The organism is Nocardioides sp. (assembly GCF_964229035.1).
In the GTDB taxonomy this organism is placed as follows: Bacteria; Actinomycetota; Actinomycetes; order Propionibacteriales; family Nocardioidaceae; genus Nocardioides.
The window spans coordinates 129418-144644 of sequence record NZ_CAXRAZ010000001.1; the positions used below are offsets into that span (position 1 = coordinate 129418).

At 72.2% G+C, this 15227-nt stretch carries 16 protein-coding genes; 10 read left to right on the plus strand and 6 right to left on the minus strand.

What is annotated here, in order from left to right:
* Window positions 1-32: 32 nt before the first annotated feature.
* The 4 genes from ACERUN_RS00610 (at window position 33) to ACERUN_RS00625 (ending at window position 3630) form a co-directional block, all read left to right on the plus strand.
* Window positions 33-947: a GNAT family N-acetyltransferase gene (locus ACERUN_RS00610; protein ID WP_370287598.1), complete on the plus strand. Its 915-nt coding sequence runs from the start codon at window positions 33-35 to the stop codon at window positions 945-947.
* A gap of 54 nt (window positions 948-1001) precedes the next feature.
* Window positions 1002-2177, plus strand: a complete 1176-nt coding sequence (gene nadA / locus ACERUN_RS00615) for a quinolinate synthase NadA (RefSeq protein WP_370287599.1) — start codon at window positions 1002-1004, stop codon at window positions 2175-2177.
* An 87-nt stretch (window positions 2178-2264) separates the two neighbouring features.
* Window positions 2265-2876, plus strand: a complete 612-nt coding sequence (locus ACERUN_RS00620; protein WP_370287600.1) for a DUF3043 domain-containing protein — start codon at window positions 2265-2267, stop codon at window positions 2874-2876.
* A gap of 82 nt (window positions 2877-2958) precedes the next feature.
* On the plus strand, window positions 2959-3630 hold the full coding sequence (locus ACERUN_RS00625) for a hypothetical protein (RefSeq protein ID WP_370287601.1): 672 nt from the start codon (window positions 2959-2961) through the stop codon (window positions 3628-3630).
* Here ACERUN_RS00625 and ACERUN_RS00630 read toward each other — a convergent pair.
* Complete coding sequence (locus tag ACERUN_RS00630; protein WP_370287602.1) at window positions 3623-4633, minus strand: aldo/keto reductase family protein; 1011 nt, start codon at window positions 4631-4633, stop codon at window positions 3623-3625. The genes ACERUN_RS00625 and ACERUN_RS00630 overlap by 8 nt on opposite strands.
* A 61-nt stretch (window positions 4634-4694) precedes the next feature.
* On the opposite strand from ACERUN_RS00630, the gene ACERUN_RS00635 reads away from it, so the two are divergent.
* From ACERUN_RS00635 to ACERUN_RS00645, 3 genes are all read left to right on the plus strand, one after another.
* Window positions 4695-5300, plus strand: a complete 606-nt coding sequence (locus tag ACERUN_RS00635) for an N-acetyltransferase family protein (RefSeq protein WP_370287603.1) — start codon at window positions 4695-4697, stop codon at window positions 5298-5300.
* 64 nt (window positions 5301-5364) lie between these two features.
* Entirely contained in the window at window positions 5365-6072 is a 708-nt protein-coding gene (locus ACERUN_RS00640) for an AzlC family ABC transporter permease (protein WP_370287604.1), read from the plus strand.
* Window positions 6069-6380 carry an AzlD domain-containing protein gene (locus ACERUN_RS00645; RefSeq protein WP_370287605.1) on the plus strand — a complete coding sequence of 104 codons (312 nt, stop codon included), beginning with the start codon at window positions 6069-6071 and terminating at the stop codon, window positions 6378-6380. Before ACERUN_RS00640 ends, ACERUN_RS00645 begins: the two co-directional genes overlap by 4 nt.
* A gap of 10 nt (window positions 6381-6390) precedes the next feature.
* On the opposite strand, the gene ACERUN_RS00650 is transcribed toward ACERUN_RS00645, so the two are convergent.
* The gene (locus tag ACERUN_RS00650) at window positions 6391-6990 is read right to left on the minus strand and encodes a TetR/AcrR family transcriptional regulator (RefSeq protein ID WP_370287606.1); all 600 of its coding nucleotides are present in this window, start codon (window positions 6988-6990) and stop codon (window positions 6391-6393) included.
* 74 nt (window positions 6991-7064) lie between these two features.
* Between ACERUN_RS00650 and ACERUN_RS00655 the strand changes: the two genes are divergently transcribed.
* Window positions 7065-7559 carry an FBP domain-containing protein gene (locus ACERUN_RS00655; protein ID WP_370287607.1) on the plus strand — a complete coding sequence of 165 codons (495 nt, stop codon included), beginning with the start codon at window positions 7065-7067 and terminating at the stop codon, window positions 7557-7559.
* A 20-nt stretch (window positions 7560-7579) separates the two neighbouring features.
* On the opposite strand, the gene dapB is transcribed toward ACERUN_RS00655, so the two are convergent.
* On the minus strand, window positions 7580-8386 hold the full coding sequence (dapB, locus tag ACERUN_RS00660; protein WP_370287608.1) for a 4-hydroxy-tetrahydrodipicolinate reductase: 807 nt from the start codon (window positions 8384-8386) through the stop codon (window positions 7580-7582).
* Between the two features lie 51 nt (window positions 8387-8437).
* On the opposite strand from dapB, the gene ACERUN_RS00665 reads away from it, so the two are divergent.
* Window positions 8438-8953, plus strand: coding sequence for a trans-aconitate 2-methyltransferase (locus tag ACERUN_RS00665; RefSeq protein WP_370287609.1), 516 nt, complete (start codon window positions 8438-8440; stop codon window positions 8951-8953).
* Window positions 8954-9195: 242 nt separating this feature from the next.
* Window positions 9196-10959, plus strand: coding sequence for a BCCT family transporter (locus tag ACERUN_RS00670; protein ID WP_370287610.1), 1764 nt, complete (start codon window positions 9196-9198; stop codon window positions 10957-10959).
* 85 nt (window positions 10960-11044) lie between these two features.
* Here the strand turns inward: ACERUN_RS00670 and ACERUN_RS00675 are convergent, their stop codons facing one another.
* From ACERUN_RS00675 to rpsO, 3 genes are all read right to left on the minus strand, one after another.
* Window positions 11045-12436: a M16 family metallopeptidase gene (locus ACERUN_RS00675; protein WP_370287611.1), complete on the minus strand. Its 1392-nt coding sequence runs from the start codon at window positions 12434-12436 to the stop codon at window positions 11045-11047.
* Entirely contained in the window at window positions 12433-14664 is a 2232-nt protein-coding gene (locus tag ACERUN_RS00680) for a polyribonucleotide nucleotidyltransferase (RefSeq protein WP_370287612.1), read from the minus strand. The genes ACERUN_RS00675 and ACERUN_RS00680 overlap by 4 nt, the downstream gene beginning before the upstream one ends.
* 244 nt (window positions 14665-14908) lie before the next feature.
* On the minus strand, window positions 14909-15184 hold the full coding sequence (rpsO, locus tag ACERUN_RS00685; protein WP_370287613.1) for a 30S ribosomal protein S15: 276 nt from the start codon (window positions 15182-15184) through the stop codon (window positions 14909-14911).
* Between the last annotated feature and the right edge of the window lie 43 nt (window positions 15185-15227).

Here is a 15227-nt window from a genome sequence, read left to right on the forward strand (position 1 = left end):
GTCCGACGCCACTGCGTCCTAAGGTCGTGCCCGTGGATTTCGGCACCGTCACCCTGCGTCCGCTCACCAGCGGCGACGCGCCCGTTGCAGAGCGACTCAGCGACGATGCCTTCCTGGCCGTCGCCGAGGCAGCCCGGCAGGCCGACGACCCTCCCGCCGCCCGCCGCGGGGACGACGGCAGTGCCCGCTGGACCGCGCGCACCCGCCACCTCGTCGACACCGACCCCGACGGCTGCTGGGCGGCCGAGATGGACGGCGAGCTGGTCGGGTTCGCCACCAGCCTGCGCAGGGAGTCCCTGTGGTGCCTCGGGAGCTTCGCCGTGCGCCCCGGTCTGCAGGGCCACGGCATCGGGAGGCGGCTCCTCGCAGCGGTCGAGGAGCACGGCCGCGGGTGCACCCACGCGATGCTCTGCGCGTCCCCCGACCCCGCTGCCGTGCGCAGCTACCACCGCGCGGGCTTCCACCTGCATCCGCGGATGCAGCTCACCGGCCGGGTGGAGGCCTCGCGCCTGCCGGCGGTGGGCGCGGGCGTCGTCCACGTCGGGGACCACGGCGACCGCGACTGGATGGACGATCTCGACCGCGAGCTGCGCGGTGGCGCCCACGGCACCGACCACGCGGTGCTCTCGGCCGAGGCGGTGCTCCTGGTGCACCGCGATCGCGCGGGCTACGTCTACGCCTCCGGACGACGCGTCGACCTCCTCGCCGCCCGCGACGAGACGAGCGCTCGCAGCCTGCTCGTGGAGGTGCTCGGGGGGGCCGCCTGCGCCGGGCCGACGTCCGGGCCCGAGGCCCCACCGGCCGAGCTGCTGCACGTCACCTCCGAGAACCAGTGGGCCGTGGACGTCGGGCTCAGCGCGGGCCTGGGGCTCGGCAGCCGCGGCTACCTGGCCGTGCGGGGGCTCGCCGTGCCCGCCCCCTACCTGCCGCACGGCGTCCTGCTCTGATCCGGCGCCCGTCCGGTGCGGGGTGCCGACGGGGCGCACAACTACGATGACCCCATGACGACCGTCGACCTTCCGCTGCTGCCGCTCGGGCGAGGCACCGACCCGCTCTCCGAGCGCGGCGTCGAGTGCCCCGGCGACCTGCCGCCGGCCTCCGACCCCGACCTGGTGGCCCGTGCGAAGGCCGCGAAGGAGGCCCTCGGCGACCGGCTCTTCGTGCTGGGGCACCACTACCAGCGCGACGAGGTCATCCAGTTCGCCGACGTCACCGGCGACTCCTTCAAGCTGGCCCGCGACGCCGCCGCACGCCCGGACGCGGAGTTCGTGGTGTTCTGCGGCGTCCACTGCAGGGCCGAGTCGGCCGACAGCCTCACCGGGCCCGACCAGGCCGTGGTGCTCCCCGACCTCGCCGCCGGGTGCTCGATGGCCGACATGGCGCGCATCGCCCAGGTGGAGCGCGCCTGGGAGGCGCTCGCCGCGGCGGGCGTGCAGGACGTCGTCGTCCCGGTCACCTACATGAACTCCAGTGCGGCCATCAAGGCCTTCTGCGGGCGCAACGGCGGCGTCGTGTGCACCTCGTCGAACGCCGAGGTGGCGCTCGAGTGGGCCTTCGAGCAGAAGGGCGCCGACACGAAGGTGCTCTTCCTGCCCGACCAGCACCTGGGGCGCAACACGGCGGTGCTCAAGCTCGGCTACTCCCTCGACGACTGCGTCGTGTGGAACCCCCACAAGCCCGACGGCGGTCTCACCCGCGAGGAGCTCACCGCGGCCAAGGTCATCCTCTGGAAGGGGCACTGCTCGGTGCACGGCCGCTTCTCGGCCGACGTCGTGGACGACCTGCGCGCCCGCATCCCCGACCTCAACGTGCTCGTGCACCCCGAGTGCCAGCACGAGGTCGTGCTCAAGGCCGACCTCGTCGGGTCGACCGAGTTCATCATCAAGACGATCGAGGCCGCACCCGCCGGGTCGAGCTGGGCGATCGGCACCGAGCTCAACCTGGTGCAGCGACTCGCACGCGCCCACCCCGACAAGAACATCGTCTTCCTCGACCGCAACGTCTGCTACTGCTCGACGATGAACCGCATCGACCTGCCCCACCTGGTGTGGGCGCTGGAGAACCTCGTGGCCGGCAACGTGGTCAACCGCATCGAGGTCGACAGCCGCACCGAGGCCGATGCACTCGTGGCGCTGCAGCGGATGCTCGACCTGCCCGGCCGCACGCACAAGGACTGATCCCCTCTCCCCACCGATCGCGAACCACCCGAACCACCCGGAGCGCGGGACGTCGTCCACGGAGCCGCGCTGAGAAAGGCACGCAGCGTGTTCAAGCGCACCAAGTCCACCGAGACCGCCTCCGCGGCGACCGTCGTCGAGAAGCCTGGCGGCAAGGGGCGGCCGACCCCGACCCGCAAGGAGGCCGAGGCGGCGGCCAAGGCGCGCGCCAAGGCCGCTGCATCGGGCAAGAAGACACGCGGTCGGCGCACGTCGGCCGGCGGACCGTCGTCGAAGGAGATCCGCGAGGGCATCAAGCGCGGCGAGGAGAAGTTCCTTCCCCCCTCCGACCGCGGTCCGGTGCGCCGTTTCGTGCGCGACTACGTCGACAGCCGGTTCTCGATCCTTGGTCTCTCGATCCCGCTCATGATCTTCACCCTCGTGCTCAGCTCGATCGGCAGCGCCCAGTCGACGGCGACGAACATCAGCGCGCTCAGCCTCGCCGCCAGCTACCTCTTCTCCGCCACCGCGCTGGCGATCCTGTTCGGCGGTTTCGCGCTGCGTTTCCGAGTGCGGCGCGAACTCACCCGACGCTTCCCCGAGGAGCGGCTGCGCGGCACCACCTTCTACGCGGTGCGTCGCGCGATGCTGCCGCGCCTGATGCGACTGCCGAAGCCGCAGTACGCGCTTGGCGACACCCTCCCCGAGCGCTATAGCTGATCGGCCCGGTCCGCGTACGCATCGACGGGCCGGCGAAGGAGAACGTGTTCTCTTTTCTGCCGCGGCTCCCTACCGTGACGCCATGAAGGTGATCGGCGCGCTCGCGACGGCGGATCCGTTCCTGCTCTCCCCCGACTTCTCCTCGTCGCTGCGAAATATCGGAGCGAGCAGCGCTCAGGTCAACCTGGACGACGCCCACGTCGCCGACGCGATGCGCTTCGGGCCCGACCCCGCCGCACCCGTGCGAGCCGTCGTGTCGGTCCACCTCACCGACGACGTTTCGCCCGGCGCCCTGGTGGACCTGATGCGCGGCGTCGATCCCGAGGCGCGGGCATGGGTGACCGACGAGGTCGTGCCGCTGGAGCCGCCGGCGGTGGACGTTGGCGAGCGAGCCGCTGCGCTCGCCAACGTGGCGCTGCTGCGGCGTCCGGCCGCGATGGCGCACGAGGAGTGGCTGGCGGACTGGCTCGGGCGCCACACCGCGGTGGCGATCGCCACCCAGGCCACCTTCGGCTACGTCCAGAACCCCGTGCTGGAGTGCCTGACCGCGACGGGCGACGACGTCGCCGGCATCGTGGAGGAGCTCTTCGCGCCGGACGCCGCCCGGGACCCGCACGTCTTCTACGGGTCGGGCGGCGACCGGAGCGAACTCGAGCGGCGCATGGGCGAGCTGCTCGAGAGCTGCGCCCGCTTCGGGGCGGCCGAGGGCCTGGACCTCGTGCCGACCAGCCGCTACCTGCTCGATCTCAGCTGAACATCTCCGACCGGCGGGGCGAGGTGGTCAGCGCGGGGTCGGTGGTGACGACGCCGTCGAGCACCTCGTCGATGGCGGCGAGCACGTCGCTCTCCAAGCGAACACCGGCCGCCTTCACGTTCTCGGTGACCTGCTCGGGACGGCTGGCGCCGATGATGGCCGCCGAGACGTTGTCGTTCTGCAGCACCCAGGCCACGGCGAGCTGGGCGAGGCTCAGGCCGAGGTCGTCAGCGATGGGGCGCAGCCGCTGGACGCGCTCGAGCACGTCGTCCTTCATCCAGCGCCCGATCATGTCGGCGCCGCCCTTGGTGTCGGTGGCGCGCGAGCCGCTCGGCGGCGGCTGGCCCGGCTGGTACTTGCCGGTGAGCACGCCCTGGGCGATGGGCGACCAGACGATCTGGCCGATGCCGAGCTCCTCGCTGGTCGGCACCACCTCGGACTCGATGACGCGCCACAGCATCGAGTACTGCGGCTGGTTCGACACGAGCGGCACCCGGAGCTCGCGCGCGAGCTCGGCCGCCGCGCGGATCTCCTCCGCACGCCACTCGGAGACGCCGATGTAGAGCGCCTTGCCCGAGCGCACGACGTCGGCGAAGGCCAGCATCGTCTCCTCCAGCGGCGTCTCGTGGTCGAAGCGGTGGGCCTGGTACAGGTCCACGTAGTCGGTGCCGAGGCGCCGCAGGGAGCCGTCGATGGACTCCAGGATGTGCTTGCGCGAGAGCCCGTGGTCGTTGTGGGAGCCGGGGCCGGTGGGCCAGAAGACCTGGGTGAAGATCTCCAGGCCCTCGCGGCGCTCGCCCGACAGCGCCTTGCCGAGCACCGTCTCGGCCGCGGTGTTGGCGTAGACGTCGGCGGTGTCGAAGGTCGTGATGCCGTCGTCGAGGGCCTGACGCACGCAGGCCTGCGCGGCGTCCTCCTCGACCTGGGAGCCGTGGGTGAGCCAGTTGCCGTACGCGATGGCCGAGATCCTCAGGCCGCTCGCTCCGAGGTTGCGAATCTCCATGCTGCGACCCTAGGCCGCACCGCCCAATCCGGGTGGGCCGCGCTGCTGGCAGACTCGGCGCGTGGCCGCCGATCTCTCCGTCCGACTCGCCTGGCCCGCCGACGCCCCCGGTATGGCGGCGGCCCAGTGGGCGACCTGGTCGCAGCGGGCGGCGACGGCCGACGGGCTCGACCTCGATGCCACGGGGATCGACCGGGGCGCGCTGACCTCCGCGTGGACGACGAGCCTCACCCGGCCCCCCACCGCCCGCCACCGCGTCCTGGTGGCCCTCGACCGGGCGAGCGTCGTGGGCTTCGTGCTCTGCGCGCCGGGCACCGACCCGGACCTCGACCCAGCCCGCGACGGTGAGCTCGCGGAGCTCACGGTGCACCCGGACCACCGCGGCGTCGGTCACGGGTCCCGGCTGGTCCAGGCCGCCGTCGACACGCTGGTGGCCGACGGCTTCACGCGGGCCGTGGTGTGGGTGGAGGGCTCCGACGATCGCCTGCGCGCCTTCCTCGCCAGCGCGGGGTGGGAGCCCGACGGCGCGAGCCGCGAGCTCGCCCTCGAGGACGACGCAGCGCCCGCGGCCGAAGCCGGCACGGAGCGAGCACCCTCCGGCAGGCTCAAGCAGATCCGCCTCCTGGCCGCGATCGGCACCGGAGGCGCCGCGGACGAGCATGGCTGAGGTGGCCGGGCCGGCCGGGCCGGCCGGGCCGGATGGGCCGGATGGGCCGGATGGGCCGGATGCGGTGGCCCCTCGTCGTCCGACGCCGGAGCGGGTGCGCGCGGTGCGCCGCGACGCCCTCGCGGTCGCCGTCGCGACCGGCACCTACGGTGTCGGGTTCGGGGCGGTCTCCGTGGCGTCAGGCCTCGATGTCTGGCAGACCTGCGCGCTCTCGCTGGTGATGTTCACCGGCGCCTCCCAGTTCGCCCTCGTCGGGGTGCTCGGCGCAGGCGGCGGCCCGCTCGCCGCGGGCGCCGCGGCGCTGCTGCTCGGCGTCCGCAACACGCTGTACGGCCTGCGGCTGGCTCCCCTGCTCGGCTACCGCGGCTGGCGACGGGTGGTGGCCGCCCACGTGCTCATCGACGAGTCGACCGCCATGGCGATCGGCCACGAGGAGCGCGAGGTCGCGCGCACCGGATTCTGGACCGCGGGACTCGGCATCTTCGCGCTCTGGAACCTCGCGACCGCGCTCGGCGCCCTCGGGGGCGACCGTCTGGGCGACCCGCGGGCGGTCGGCCTCGATGCGGCCGTGGGAGCGGCGTTCCTCGCACTGCTGTGGCCGCGCCTCGATGGCGCGGTCGAGCGCCTCGTCGCCCTCGGCGCGGCCGCGGTGGCCGCTGGCGCGGTGCCCCTCGTGCCCGCCGGCGTGCCGGTGCTGGCGGCGGCCGGGGTCGCCCTGCTCGTCGCCGCGCTCAGCGGGGGCCGTGACGGCTCCGGGGAGGTGACGCGGTGATCTGGTGGGCGGTGCTGGGGGCCGGCGTGGGCTGCTACCTGCTGAAGCTCGCAGGCCTCAGCGTGCCCGCACGCGTCCTGGCCCGACCACGGGTGGCGCGCGCCGCCACGCTCCTGCCCGTGGCGCTGCTCTCCGGCCTGGTGGCCGTGCAGGTGCTGGCCGCGCCGTCCGGTGCGGGGCTGGTGGCCGACGCCCGGCTGGCCGGTCTCGGCGCCGCGATCGCCCTGCTGGTGGCACGCGCGCCGTTCCTCGTGGTGGTGCTCGGTGCGGCCGCCGTCACGGCCGGACTGCGCGCACTGGGCGGGTGACCTCGCGCCGTCAGGGCCCCGCGGAGTCGCGCGCGAGGTCGGCGATACCGGCCAGGATGATCCGCAGCCCCACGCACCAGCTCGACGCGGCCGCGGGCCGCGAGTGCTCGAAGCTGCCCGCGAGCTCGAGCGCGATGAAGCCGTGGACGAAGGCTCCGACGGATCGCACCGCGTGCACCTCAGCTGCGTCGTCCAGCCCGTACGCGCGCAGCGCGGCGCGCAGGAGGTCGGCGTGGCGACGGCCCGCGGCCAGCGCGAGCAAGGAGGCCTCGTCGTCCTCGGCGCCGGAGGTGACGATCCGGGTGGCGGCGTAGCGGCCCGGATGTTGGTGGGCCCACTGACGGTGGGCCTCGGCCAGGGCCCGCACCGCCTCGTCGCCGGCGCGACCCGCGACGGCCTCCGCGACCCGGTCGGCCGATTCGTCGAGCGCTCGGGCGAGCAGACGTCGCCGAAGGTCGCCCGCACCGTCGACGTGGGCGTAGATGCTGGGCGGGCGCACCCCCAAGCGGTGGGCGACCGCGGAGGGCGTGACCGCCTCGAGTCCCTCGGCGTCGGCGATCTCGGCGGCGGCGAGCACCACCGTCTCAGGGCTCAGACCAGCGCGGGGCACGCCGCCACCCTAGCCCAGCGACTATGAGTAGTAATCATTTGCCTATGCATCATAGGAAACGTAGCGTCGAGGCCATGGAACCGCTCACCGAGTCGACGATCCGCGCCAGCCTGGTCAACTGCACCCGGGGCGAGGCCACGCGACTCGCGCTCCCCCGCGATCTCGTCGAGCAGCCCTGGGAGCACCTCGACTACCTCGGGTGGCGCGACCCGCGCGCCCCCGCACGCGGGTGTCTCGTCGCCCCGACCGAGCACGGTCCGGTCGGCATCGTGCTGCGCGCGGGGTCGGCCGCCGGCGCGGCAGGGCGCCGCAACCTGTGCTCGCTCTGCCTCACCGCCCACACCGGCGGCGTGAACCTCATGGTCGCCCCGCGGGCCGGGCGTCGCGGCAGCGACGGCAACTCGGTCGGCACCTACATCTGCGCCGACCTCGCGTGCTCGCTCTACGTGCGGGGGCGGCGTCGTCCCGCCGTCGTCGGGCTCCCCGAGACGCTGGGCGTGGAGCAGCGGGTCGCGCGATTGCAGGAGAATCTGGCGTCCTTCGTGCGGCGGGTCACCGAGGCGGCCTAGCGCCGTCGGCGACCCGGCGCTCAGTCGAGGTCGAGGAAGTGCTCGAGACCGATCGTGAGCCCGGGCACCGTGCCGATGCGGCGCACCCCGGTGAGCACCCCGGGGGTGAAGGAGACCCGGTCGAGCGAGTCGTGGCGGATCGTGAGGGTCTCACCCAGGGCCCCGAGCACGACCTCCTGGTGCGCCACCAGGCCGCGGATGCGCAGCCCGTGCACGCGGATGCCGTCGACGTCGGCGCCGCGTGCCCCCTCCAGCGAGGTGGACGTCGCGTCGGGCACCGGACCCACCCCGGCCTCGCGCCGCGCGGCCGCGATGAGCTCGGCGGTGCGGCGCGCGGTGCCGCTGGGTGCATCGGCCTTGGTGGGGTGGTGCAGTTCGACGACCTCGACGGACTCGAAGAACGGAGCGGCGATCGCGCTGAAGCGCATCATCAGCAGGGCGCCGATGGAGAAGTTGGGGGCGATCAGCACGCCGGTGCTCGGGCTCTCCGCGAGCCAGCCGCGCAGCGTGGCGAGGCGATCGTCGTCGAAGCCGGTGGTGCCGACGACCGCGTGGATGCCGTGCTCGATGCAGAAGCGCAGGTTGTCCATCACGACATCGGGGTGGGTGAAGTCGACGACGACCTGCGTGCCGCTCGCGGCGAGCTCGGCGATGTCGTCGCCGGCGTCCACGCCGACGGTGAACTCGAGGTCGTCGGCGGCCTCGACGGCAGCGACCACCTCCGAGCCGACCTTGCCGCGGGCACCGAGGACGCCGACCCTGAGGGGCGCGCCGGTGGCGGCGGAATCGGCGTCAGGACCTGTGCTGTGGGCGACACGTGACGTCACAGCACCACCGTAGTGCGTCGCGGCCCCGACGCTTCTGGCAGGCTGACCCCCATGGTGAACAAGATCCCTGCCCGGATCCGTTGGGCGGTCGACTTCATCGACGTGCAGCCCAGCGACCACGTGCTCGAGATCGGATGCGGCAACGGGGCTGCCGCCGAGCTCATCTGCAGCCGCCTCGAGGGCAAGGGCAAGATGTTCGCCATCGACCGCTCCGAGGCCGGCGTCGACCGCACCAAGGCGCGTTGCGCGGAGTACGTCGAGGCCGGACGGCTCACCGTGCGCCAGATCGACCTCGCGACCCTCCGGGTGCCCGTGAAGCGGCTCACCAAGGTGTTCGCCTTCGACGTCAACCTCTTCTGGGTGCGCGACGCCGCCGAGGAGATCGCACTGCTGCACGAGCGCCTCATGCCCGGCGGCTCGGTCAACCTCTTCTTCGACACCTCGCGGCCCGAGCAGGTTCCTGCGGTGCTCGAGAAGGCCTCCGCGCAGCTGCGCGACGGTGGCTTCCGCGTGTACATCGTCGACTCCAAACAACCGCCCGTCATCGGCATCATCGGCCGCCGCTGAACGCTCGCGGCTGGTCACGCCGCACCGTGACGTGACTCGCACCGACGCATGCCAGGGTGTGCCCGCCGGGACGCCGGGTACTCGATCTCCTCGGGGACGTCGAGCCTGCACGTAGCCGTGCCCTCGCGCTGCTACTCGTGCGCTGCCACCCGCGAGCAGGTTCCTCCCCCAGCGGCCGGCTGCCGTCGTCCAGGACGCCCGGAGCCGCCGCGGACCTGCCCGCGACCCCGACGAGGAGCGCCGTGACCGATCAGCTGGACCGAACGCCGACCGCCACCCCCTTCGACGAGGCGCCGCCACCGGCGGACGAGGCCCCTCACCCCGCGCTGTCGGAGGTCGTCGACCACGACCTCGCCACCGCCCCCGCTCCCGCCGCAGGCCTGGACCGCACCGTTTTCGGGATCGCGGCAGCGGTGATCGTCGGGTTCGTGGTCTGGGGGTTGCTCGACACCGCCTCGCTGTCGTCGTCCTCGAGCGCGGCGCTCGACTGGGTGCTCACCAACACCGGCTGGCTGTTCGTGCTCACCACCAGCGCCGTGGTGGTCTTCGTGCTGTGGCTGGCGCTGAGCCGCTACGGCGCCATCCCCCTCGGGCGCGACGACGAGGAGCCGGAGTTCCGCACCGTCTCGTGGATCGCGATGATGTTCAGCGCGGGCATGGGCATCGGTCTGATGTTCTACGGCGTCTCCGAGCCGCTGTCGCACTACACGACTCCCCCGCCCGGCACCGAGGGTCGCGGGGACGACGCGGCGGCCGCCACCGCGATGGCCACCACGATGTTCCACTGGACCCTGCACCCCTGGGCGATCTACGCCCTCGTGGGCCTGGCCATCGCCTACGGCAGCTACCGCAAGGGCCGGGTGCAGCTGATCTCCGCGACCTTCGCCCCGCTCCTCGGCCGTCGCGCGTCGGGCGGCGCCGGACGACTCATCGACGTCTTCGCGATCTTCGCGACCCTCTTCGGCTCGGCGACCTCGCTGGGCCTGGGGGCGCTGCAGATCAGCAGCGGCCTTGAGATCGTCGGCGGCGTCGGGCCGCTGGGCAACGGGGCACTCGTGGCCATCATCGCCGTGCTCACCGCCGCCTTCGTGGCCTCGGCGGTCTCAGGGGTGGCCAAGGGCATCCAGTGGCTGTCGAACACCAACATGGTGCTGGCCGTCGTCCTCGCGCTCTTCGTCTTCATCGTCGGCCCCACCGTATTCATCCTCAACCTCGTGCCGACCTCGCTCGGCAGCTACGTGCAGGACCTCGGCATGATGGCTGGACGCACCGGCGCGGAGGGCACCGGCACCCAGGACTGGCTCGGCGACTGGACCGTCTTCTACTGGGCCTGGTGGCTGTCGTGGACGCCCTTCGTGGGCATGTTCATCGCCCGGATCTCGCGCGGACGCACCATCTGGCAGTTCGTCACCGGCGTGCTGCTGGTCCCCAGCGCCGTGAGCCTGCTGTGGTTCTGCATCCTCGGCGGCACCGCCATCGACCTCCAGGACGCCGGGCGCGACCTCGCGAGCGCCGACGGCCTCGAGGCACAGCTCTTCGACACCCTCGGCGCACTACCGCTGGGCACCATCGCCGGCGTGGTGGTGATGGTGCTGGTCGCCATCTTCTTCGTCAGCGGGGCCGACGCCGCCTCCATCGTGATGGGAAGCCTGTCCGAGCACGGCAGCACCTCTCCGCGCCGCCCCGTGGTGATCTTCTGGGGCGTGGCCACCGGCGCGGTGGCCGCGGTGATGCTGCTCGCGGGCACCGACGCGCTCGAGGGGCTGCAGACGATCACCATCGTCGCGGCGCTGCCCTTCGTGTTCGTGCTGATCGGCCTCGCCGTCTCACTCGTCGCCGACCTGCGCACCGACCCCCTCGTCGTGCGGCGCCGCTACGCCGTCGAGGCCGTCGAGCAGGCCGTCATCGACGGGGTGAGCGAGCACGGCGACGACTTCGCGCTGGTGGTCGGGGCGAGCGAGCCGACCCCGGCCGAGCGGCGACAGAGTTCCGTCAGCGGACGCTGAGCGGGCGTCGTCCACAGGGGTCGATGTGACCTGGACGAGGAAACTGGCACTGGGACGACGGAGTTCCGTCGTCCCAGTGCCAGTTTCACCGGCCGGCCGGTGAATCTGCCCCCGCCGGCCCGACGACCGCGAGGATCTCGGGGCGGGTGAAGACGTCGGCGGCGACGTCGCGGACCTGCTCGACGGTGACGGCCTCGATGCGGGCGATGACGTCGTCGATGCCGACGACCTCGTGGTGGACGAGCTCGTTCTTGCCCAGGCGCATCATGCGCGAGCCGTTGTCCTCGAGCCCGAGGATCATGCCGCCGATCAGCTGGCCCTTGCCGCGGGCGAGCTCGTCGGCGGTGATGCCGGTGGCGGCGATGATCTGCAGCTGCTCGCGCACGACCCGCAGGACCTCGTCGGTGCGCTCGGGCAGGCAGCCGATGGCGACGCCCACCAGCCCGGCGTCGGCGTACTGCGAGGCGAAGGAGTAGACCGAGTAGGCCAGGCCGCGGACCTCGCGCACCTCCTGGAACAGCCGGCTCGACGTGCCGCCGCCGAGCGCGGTGTTGAGCACGCCGAGGGCGTAGCGGCGCTCGTCGTCGCGGTGCAGACCCTGGCGGGCCACGACGAGGTTCACCTGCTCGAAGGGCCGCTCGACGCGGCCCTCGGCCTCGCTCAGCGCGGGGCGGCGTCGGGGTCCCGCGCCACGGCCCGGGGCGGGAGCCGCGGCGTCCTCGAGCCAACCGTTGCGGGCGAAGGCGACCCGCACCGCGCGGACGACGTCCGCGTGGTCGAGTGCACCGGCCACCGCCACGACGGTGTTCGCCGGGGTGTAGTGGCGCCGGTAGAAGGTGCGGATCTGGCGCGGGGTCATCGCCTCGATGGAGGCGGTGCTGCCGGCGATCGGGCGCCCGAGCGGTGACTGTTCACCCCAGGCGAGCGCGGCCACGAGGTTCTGGACGACGTCGTCGGGATCGTCGTCGTGCATGGCGATCTCGTCGAGGATCACGTCGCGCTCGGCGTCGACGTCGGGGGCCTCGATGAGCGAGCCGGTGATCATGTCGCCCAGGACGTCGACTGCGACGGGGAGGTCGTCGGCCAGCACCCGCGCGTGGTAGCAGGTGTACTCCTTCGCGGTGAAGGCGTTGAACTCGCCCCCGACCGCGTCGAGCGCGATCGAGATGTCGAGTGCCGAGCGCTCGGCGGTGCCCTTGAAGAGCAGGTGCTCCAGGAAGTGGGAGGCGCCGTGCGTGCGGGGGTTCTCGTCGCGCGAGCCCACCCCGACGAAGACACCGAGCGAGGCCGAGCGGGCGCCGGCCATCTGCTCGGTGACGATGCGCAGGCCGGAGGGCAGGGTGGTGCGGCGGACCACCGAGGTGACCTGACCGGCGTCGTCGCGCACGGTCTCGAGGGTGCGGGTGGTGGCCCGGGAGACGGCCGACGGCCGGTCAGCGTGCTGCTGACCGGCCGTCGTGGAGCGGGTGGTGCTCACGCCTCCTCGGACTCCTCGGAGCCCTCGGTGCCGGCACCCTCGGCCGCCTCGTCGACCACGGGGATCAGCGAGAGCTTGCCGCGGTCGTCGATCTCGGCGATCTCGACCTGGATCTTCTGGCCGACCGCGACGACGTCCTCGACGTTCTCGACGCGCTTGCCGCCGGCGAGACCCCGCAGCTTGCTGATGTGCAGCAGGCCGTCCTTGCCCGGCATGAGCGCGATGAAGGCACCGAAGTTGGTGGTCTTCACGACCGTGCCGAGGTAGCGCTCGCCGACCTCGGGCATCGTCGGGTTCGCGATCGCGTTGATCGCGGCCCGGGCGGCCTCGGCGGCCTCGCCGTTGGTGGCGCCGATGTAGACGGTGCCGTCGTCCTCGATCGAGACGCTCGCGCCGGTGTCGTCCTGGATCTGGTTGATGACCTTGCCCTTGGGCCCGATCACCTCGCCGATCTTGTCGACGGGCACCTTGACGGTGATGATGCGCGGCGCGTGGATCGACATCTCCTCGGGAGCGTCGATCGCCTCGGCCATGACCTCGAGGATCGTCAGTCGGGCGCCGCGCGCCTGCTGCAGCGCAGCGGCGAGGACGTCGGCCGGGATGCCGTCGAGCTTGGTGTCGAGCTGCAACGCGGTGACGAACTCCTTGGTGCCGGCGACCTTGAAGTCCATGTCGCCGAAGGCGTCCTCGGCACCGAGGATGTCGGTGAGCGCGACGTACTCGGTCTTGCCGTCGACCTCACCGGAGATGAGACCCATGGCGATGCCCGCGACCGAGGCCTTGAGCGGCACGCCGGCCTGCAGCAGCGCGAGGGTGGAGGCGCAGACCGAGCCCATCGAGGTGGAGCCGTTGGAGCCCATCGCCTCGGAGAGCTGGCGGATCGCGTAGGGGAACTCCTCGCGGTTCGGGAGCACCGGCAGCAGGGCGCGGCGCGCCAGCGCGCCGTGGCCGACCTCGCGGCGCTTGGGCGAACCCACGCGACCGGTCTCGCCGGTGGAGAACGGCGGGAAGATGTACTTGTGCATGTAGCGCCGGTGGGTCTCCGGCGACAGCGTGTCGATCTGCTGCTCCATCTTGAGCATGTCGAGGGTGGTGACGCCCAGGATCTGGGTCTCGCCACGCTCGAACAGCGCGGAGCCGTGCACGCGCGGGATCACGCCGACCTCGGCGTGCAGCGGACGGATGTCGGCGAGGCCTCGGCCGTCGATGCGCACCTTGTCGCGCAGGATGCGCTCGCGCACCACCTGCTTGTTGACCGAGCGGAAGGCCGCGCCGAGCTCCTTCTCGCGACCCTCGAACTGGGCGCCGAGCGACTCGAGGACCTCGGCCTTGAGCTCGTCGGTGGCCGACTCGCGCTCCTGCTTGTCGCCGATCGTCATGACCTGCGAGAGCTTGTCCTTGGCGGCCGCCTCGACGGCTGCGTACACGTCGTCCTCGTAGTCGAGGAAGATCGGGAACTCCTGGACGGGCTTGGCGGCCACGGCGGCGAGCTCGGCCTGGGCCTCGCACAGCTGCTTGATGAACGGCTTGGCGGCCTCGAGGCCGCCGGCCACGACGTCCTCGGTGGGGGCGGTCGCACCGCCGCGGACGAGCTCGATGGTCTGCTCGGTGGCCTCGGCCTCGACCATCATGATCGCGACGTCGCCCGACGCGGTGACGCGGCCGGCGACGACCATGTCGAACACGGCCGTCTCGAGCTGGCTGTGGGTCGGGAAGGCGACCCACTGGCCGTCGATGAGGGCGACGCGGGTGGCGCCGACGGGGCCGCTGAACGGCAGGCCCGAGAGCTGGGTCGACAGCGACGCCGCGTTGATCGCGAGGACGTCGTAGGGGGTGTCGGGGTTGAGCGCCATCACGGTGATGACGACTTGGACCTCGTTGCGCAGACCCTTCTTGAAGGTCGGGCGCAGCGGGCGGTCGATGAGGCGGCAGGCGAGGATCGCGTCCTCGCCCGGGCGGCCCTCGGAACGGAAGAACGAGCCGGGGATGCGGCCCGCGGCGTACATCCGCTCCTCGACGTCGATGGTGAGCGGGAAGAAGTCGAAGTGGTCCTTCGGGTGCTTGCCGGCCGTGGTGGCCGAGAGCAGCATGGTGTCGCCGTCGAGGTAGGCGCTCACCGAACCGGCGGCCTGGCGGGCCAGGAGCCCGGTCTCGAACTTGATGGTGCGCGTGCCGAACTTGCCGTTGTCGAGGACGGTCTCGACCTCGGAGATGACGGGGTCAGTCAAAATCTTCTCTTATTCGTACGGTGCGGGACGCGTTGCCCCGCGCAATGGACGTAGATGTCGCGCACCACACTAGCGAGCAGCGCCGGAAATGCGGAACGGGCGACCCACGAGGGTCGCCCGTTCGAGCGGGATGCTCGGCACGTCTGCGTGTGCGGCTCCAAGGCGCCGGCTCGAAGGCGGCCTTCGAGCGGAGCGGGCCGTCGAGAGCCGGCAACGCCGGAGACGCTCCGCAGACGTGTCGAGATCAGCGGCGCAGGCCGAGGCGCTCGATGATGGAGCGGTAGCGCTCGATGTCGGTCTTCTTGAGGTAGTTGAGCAGGCGACGGCGCTGGCCGACGAGCAGCAGCAGGCCACGACGGCTGTGGTGGTCGTGCTTGTGCTTCTTGAGGTGCTCGGTGAGGTGGCTGATGCGGTGGCTCAGCAGCGCGATCTGCACCTCGGGAGAGCCGGTGTCGCCCTCGACGGTGGCGTACTCGGCGATGATCTTCTTCTTGGTCTCAGCGTCGGTTCCGACTGACATGGGGACCCTTCTCTCACTCGTTGCGCGGCGCTCCAGCCTGGAA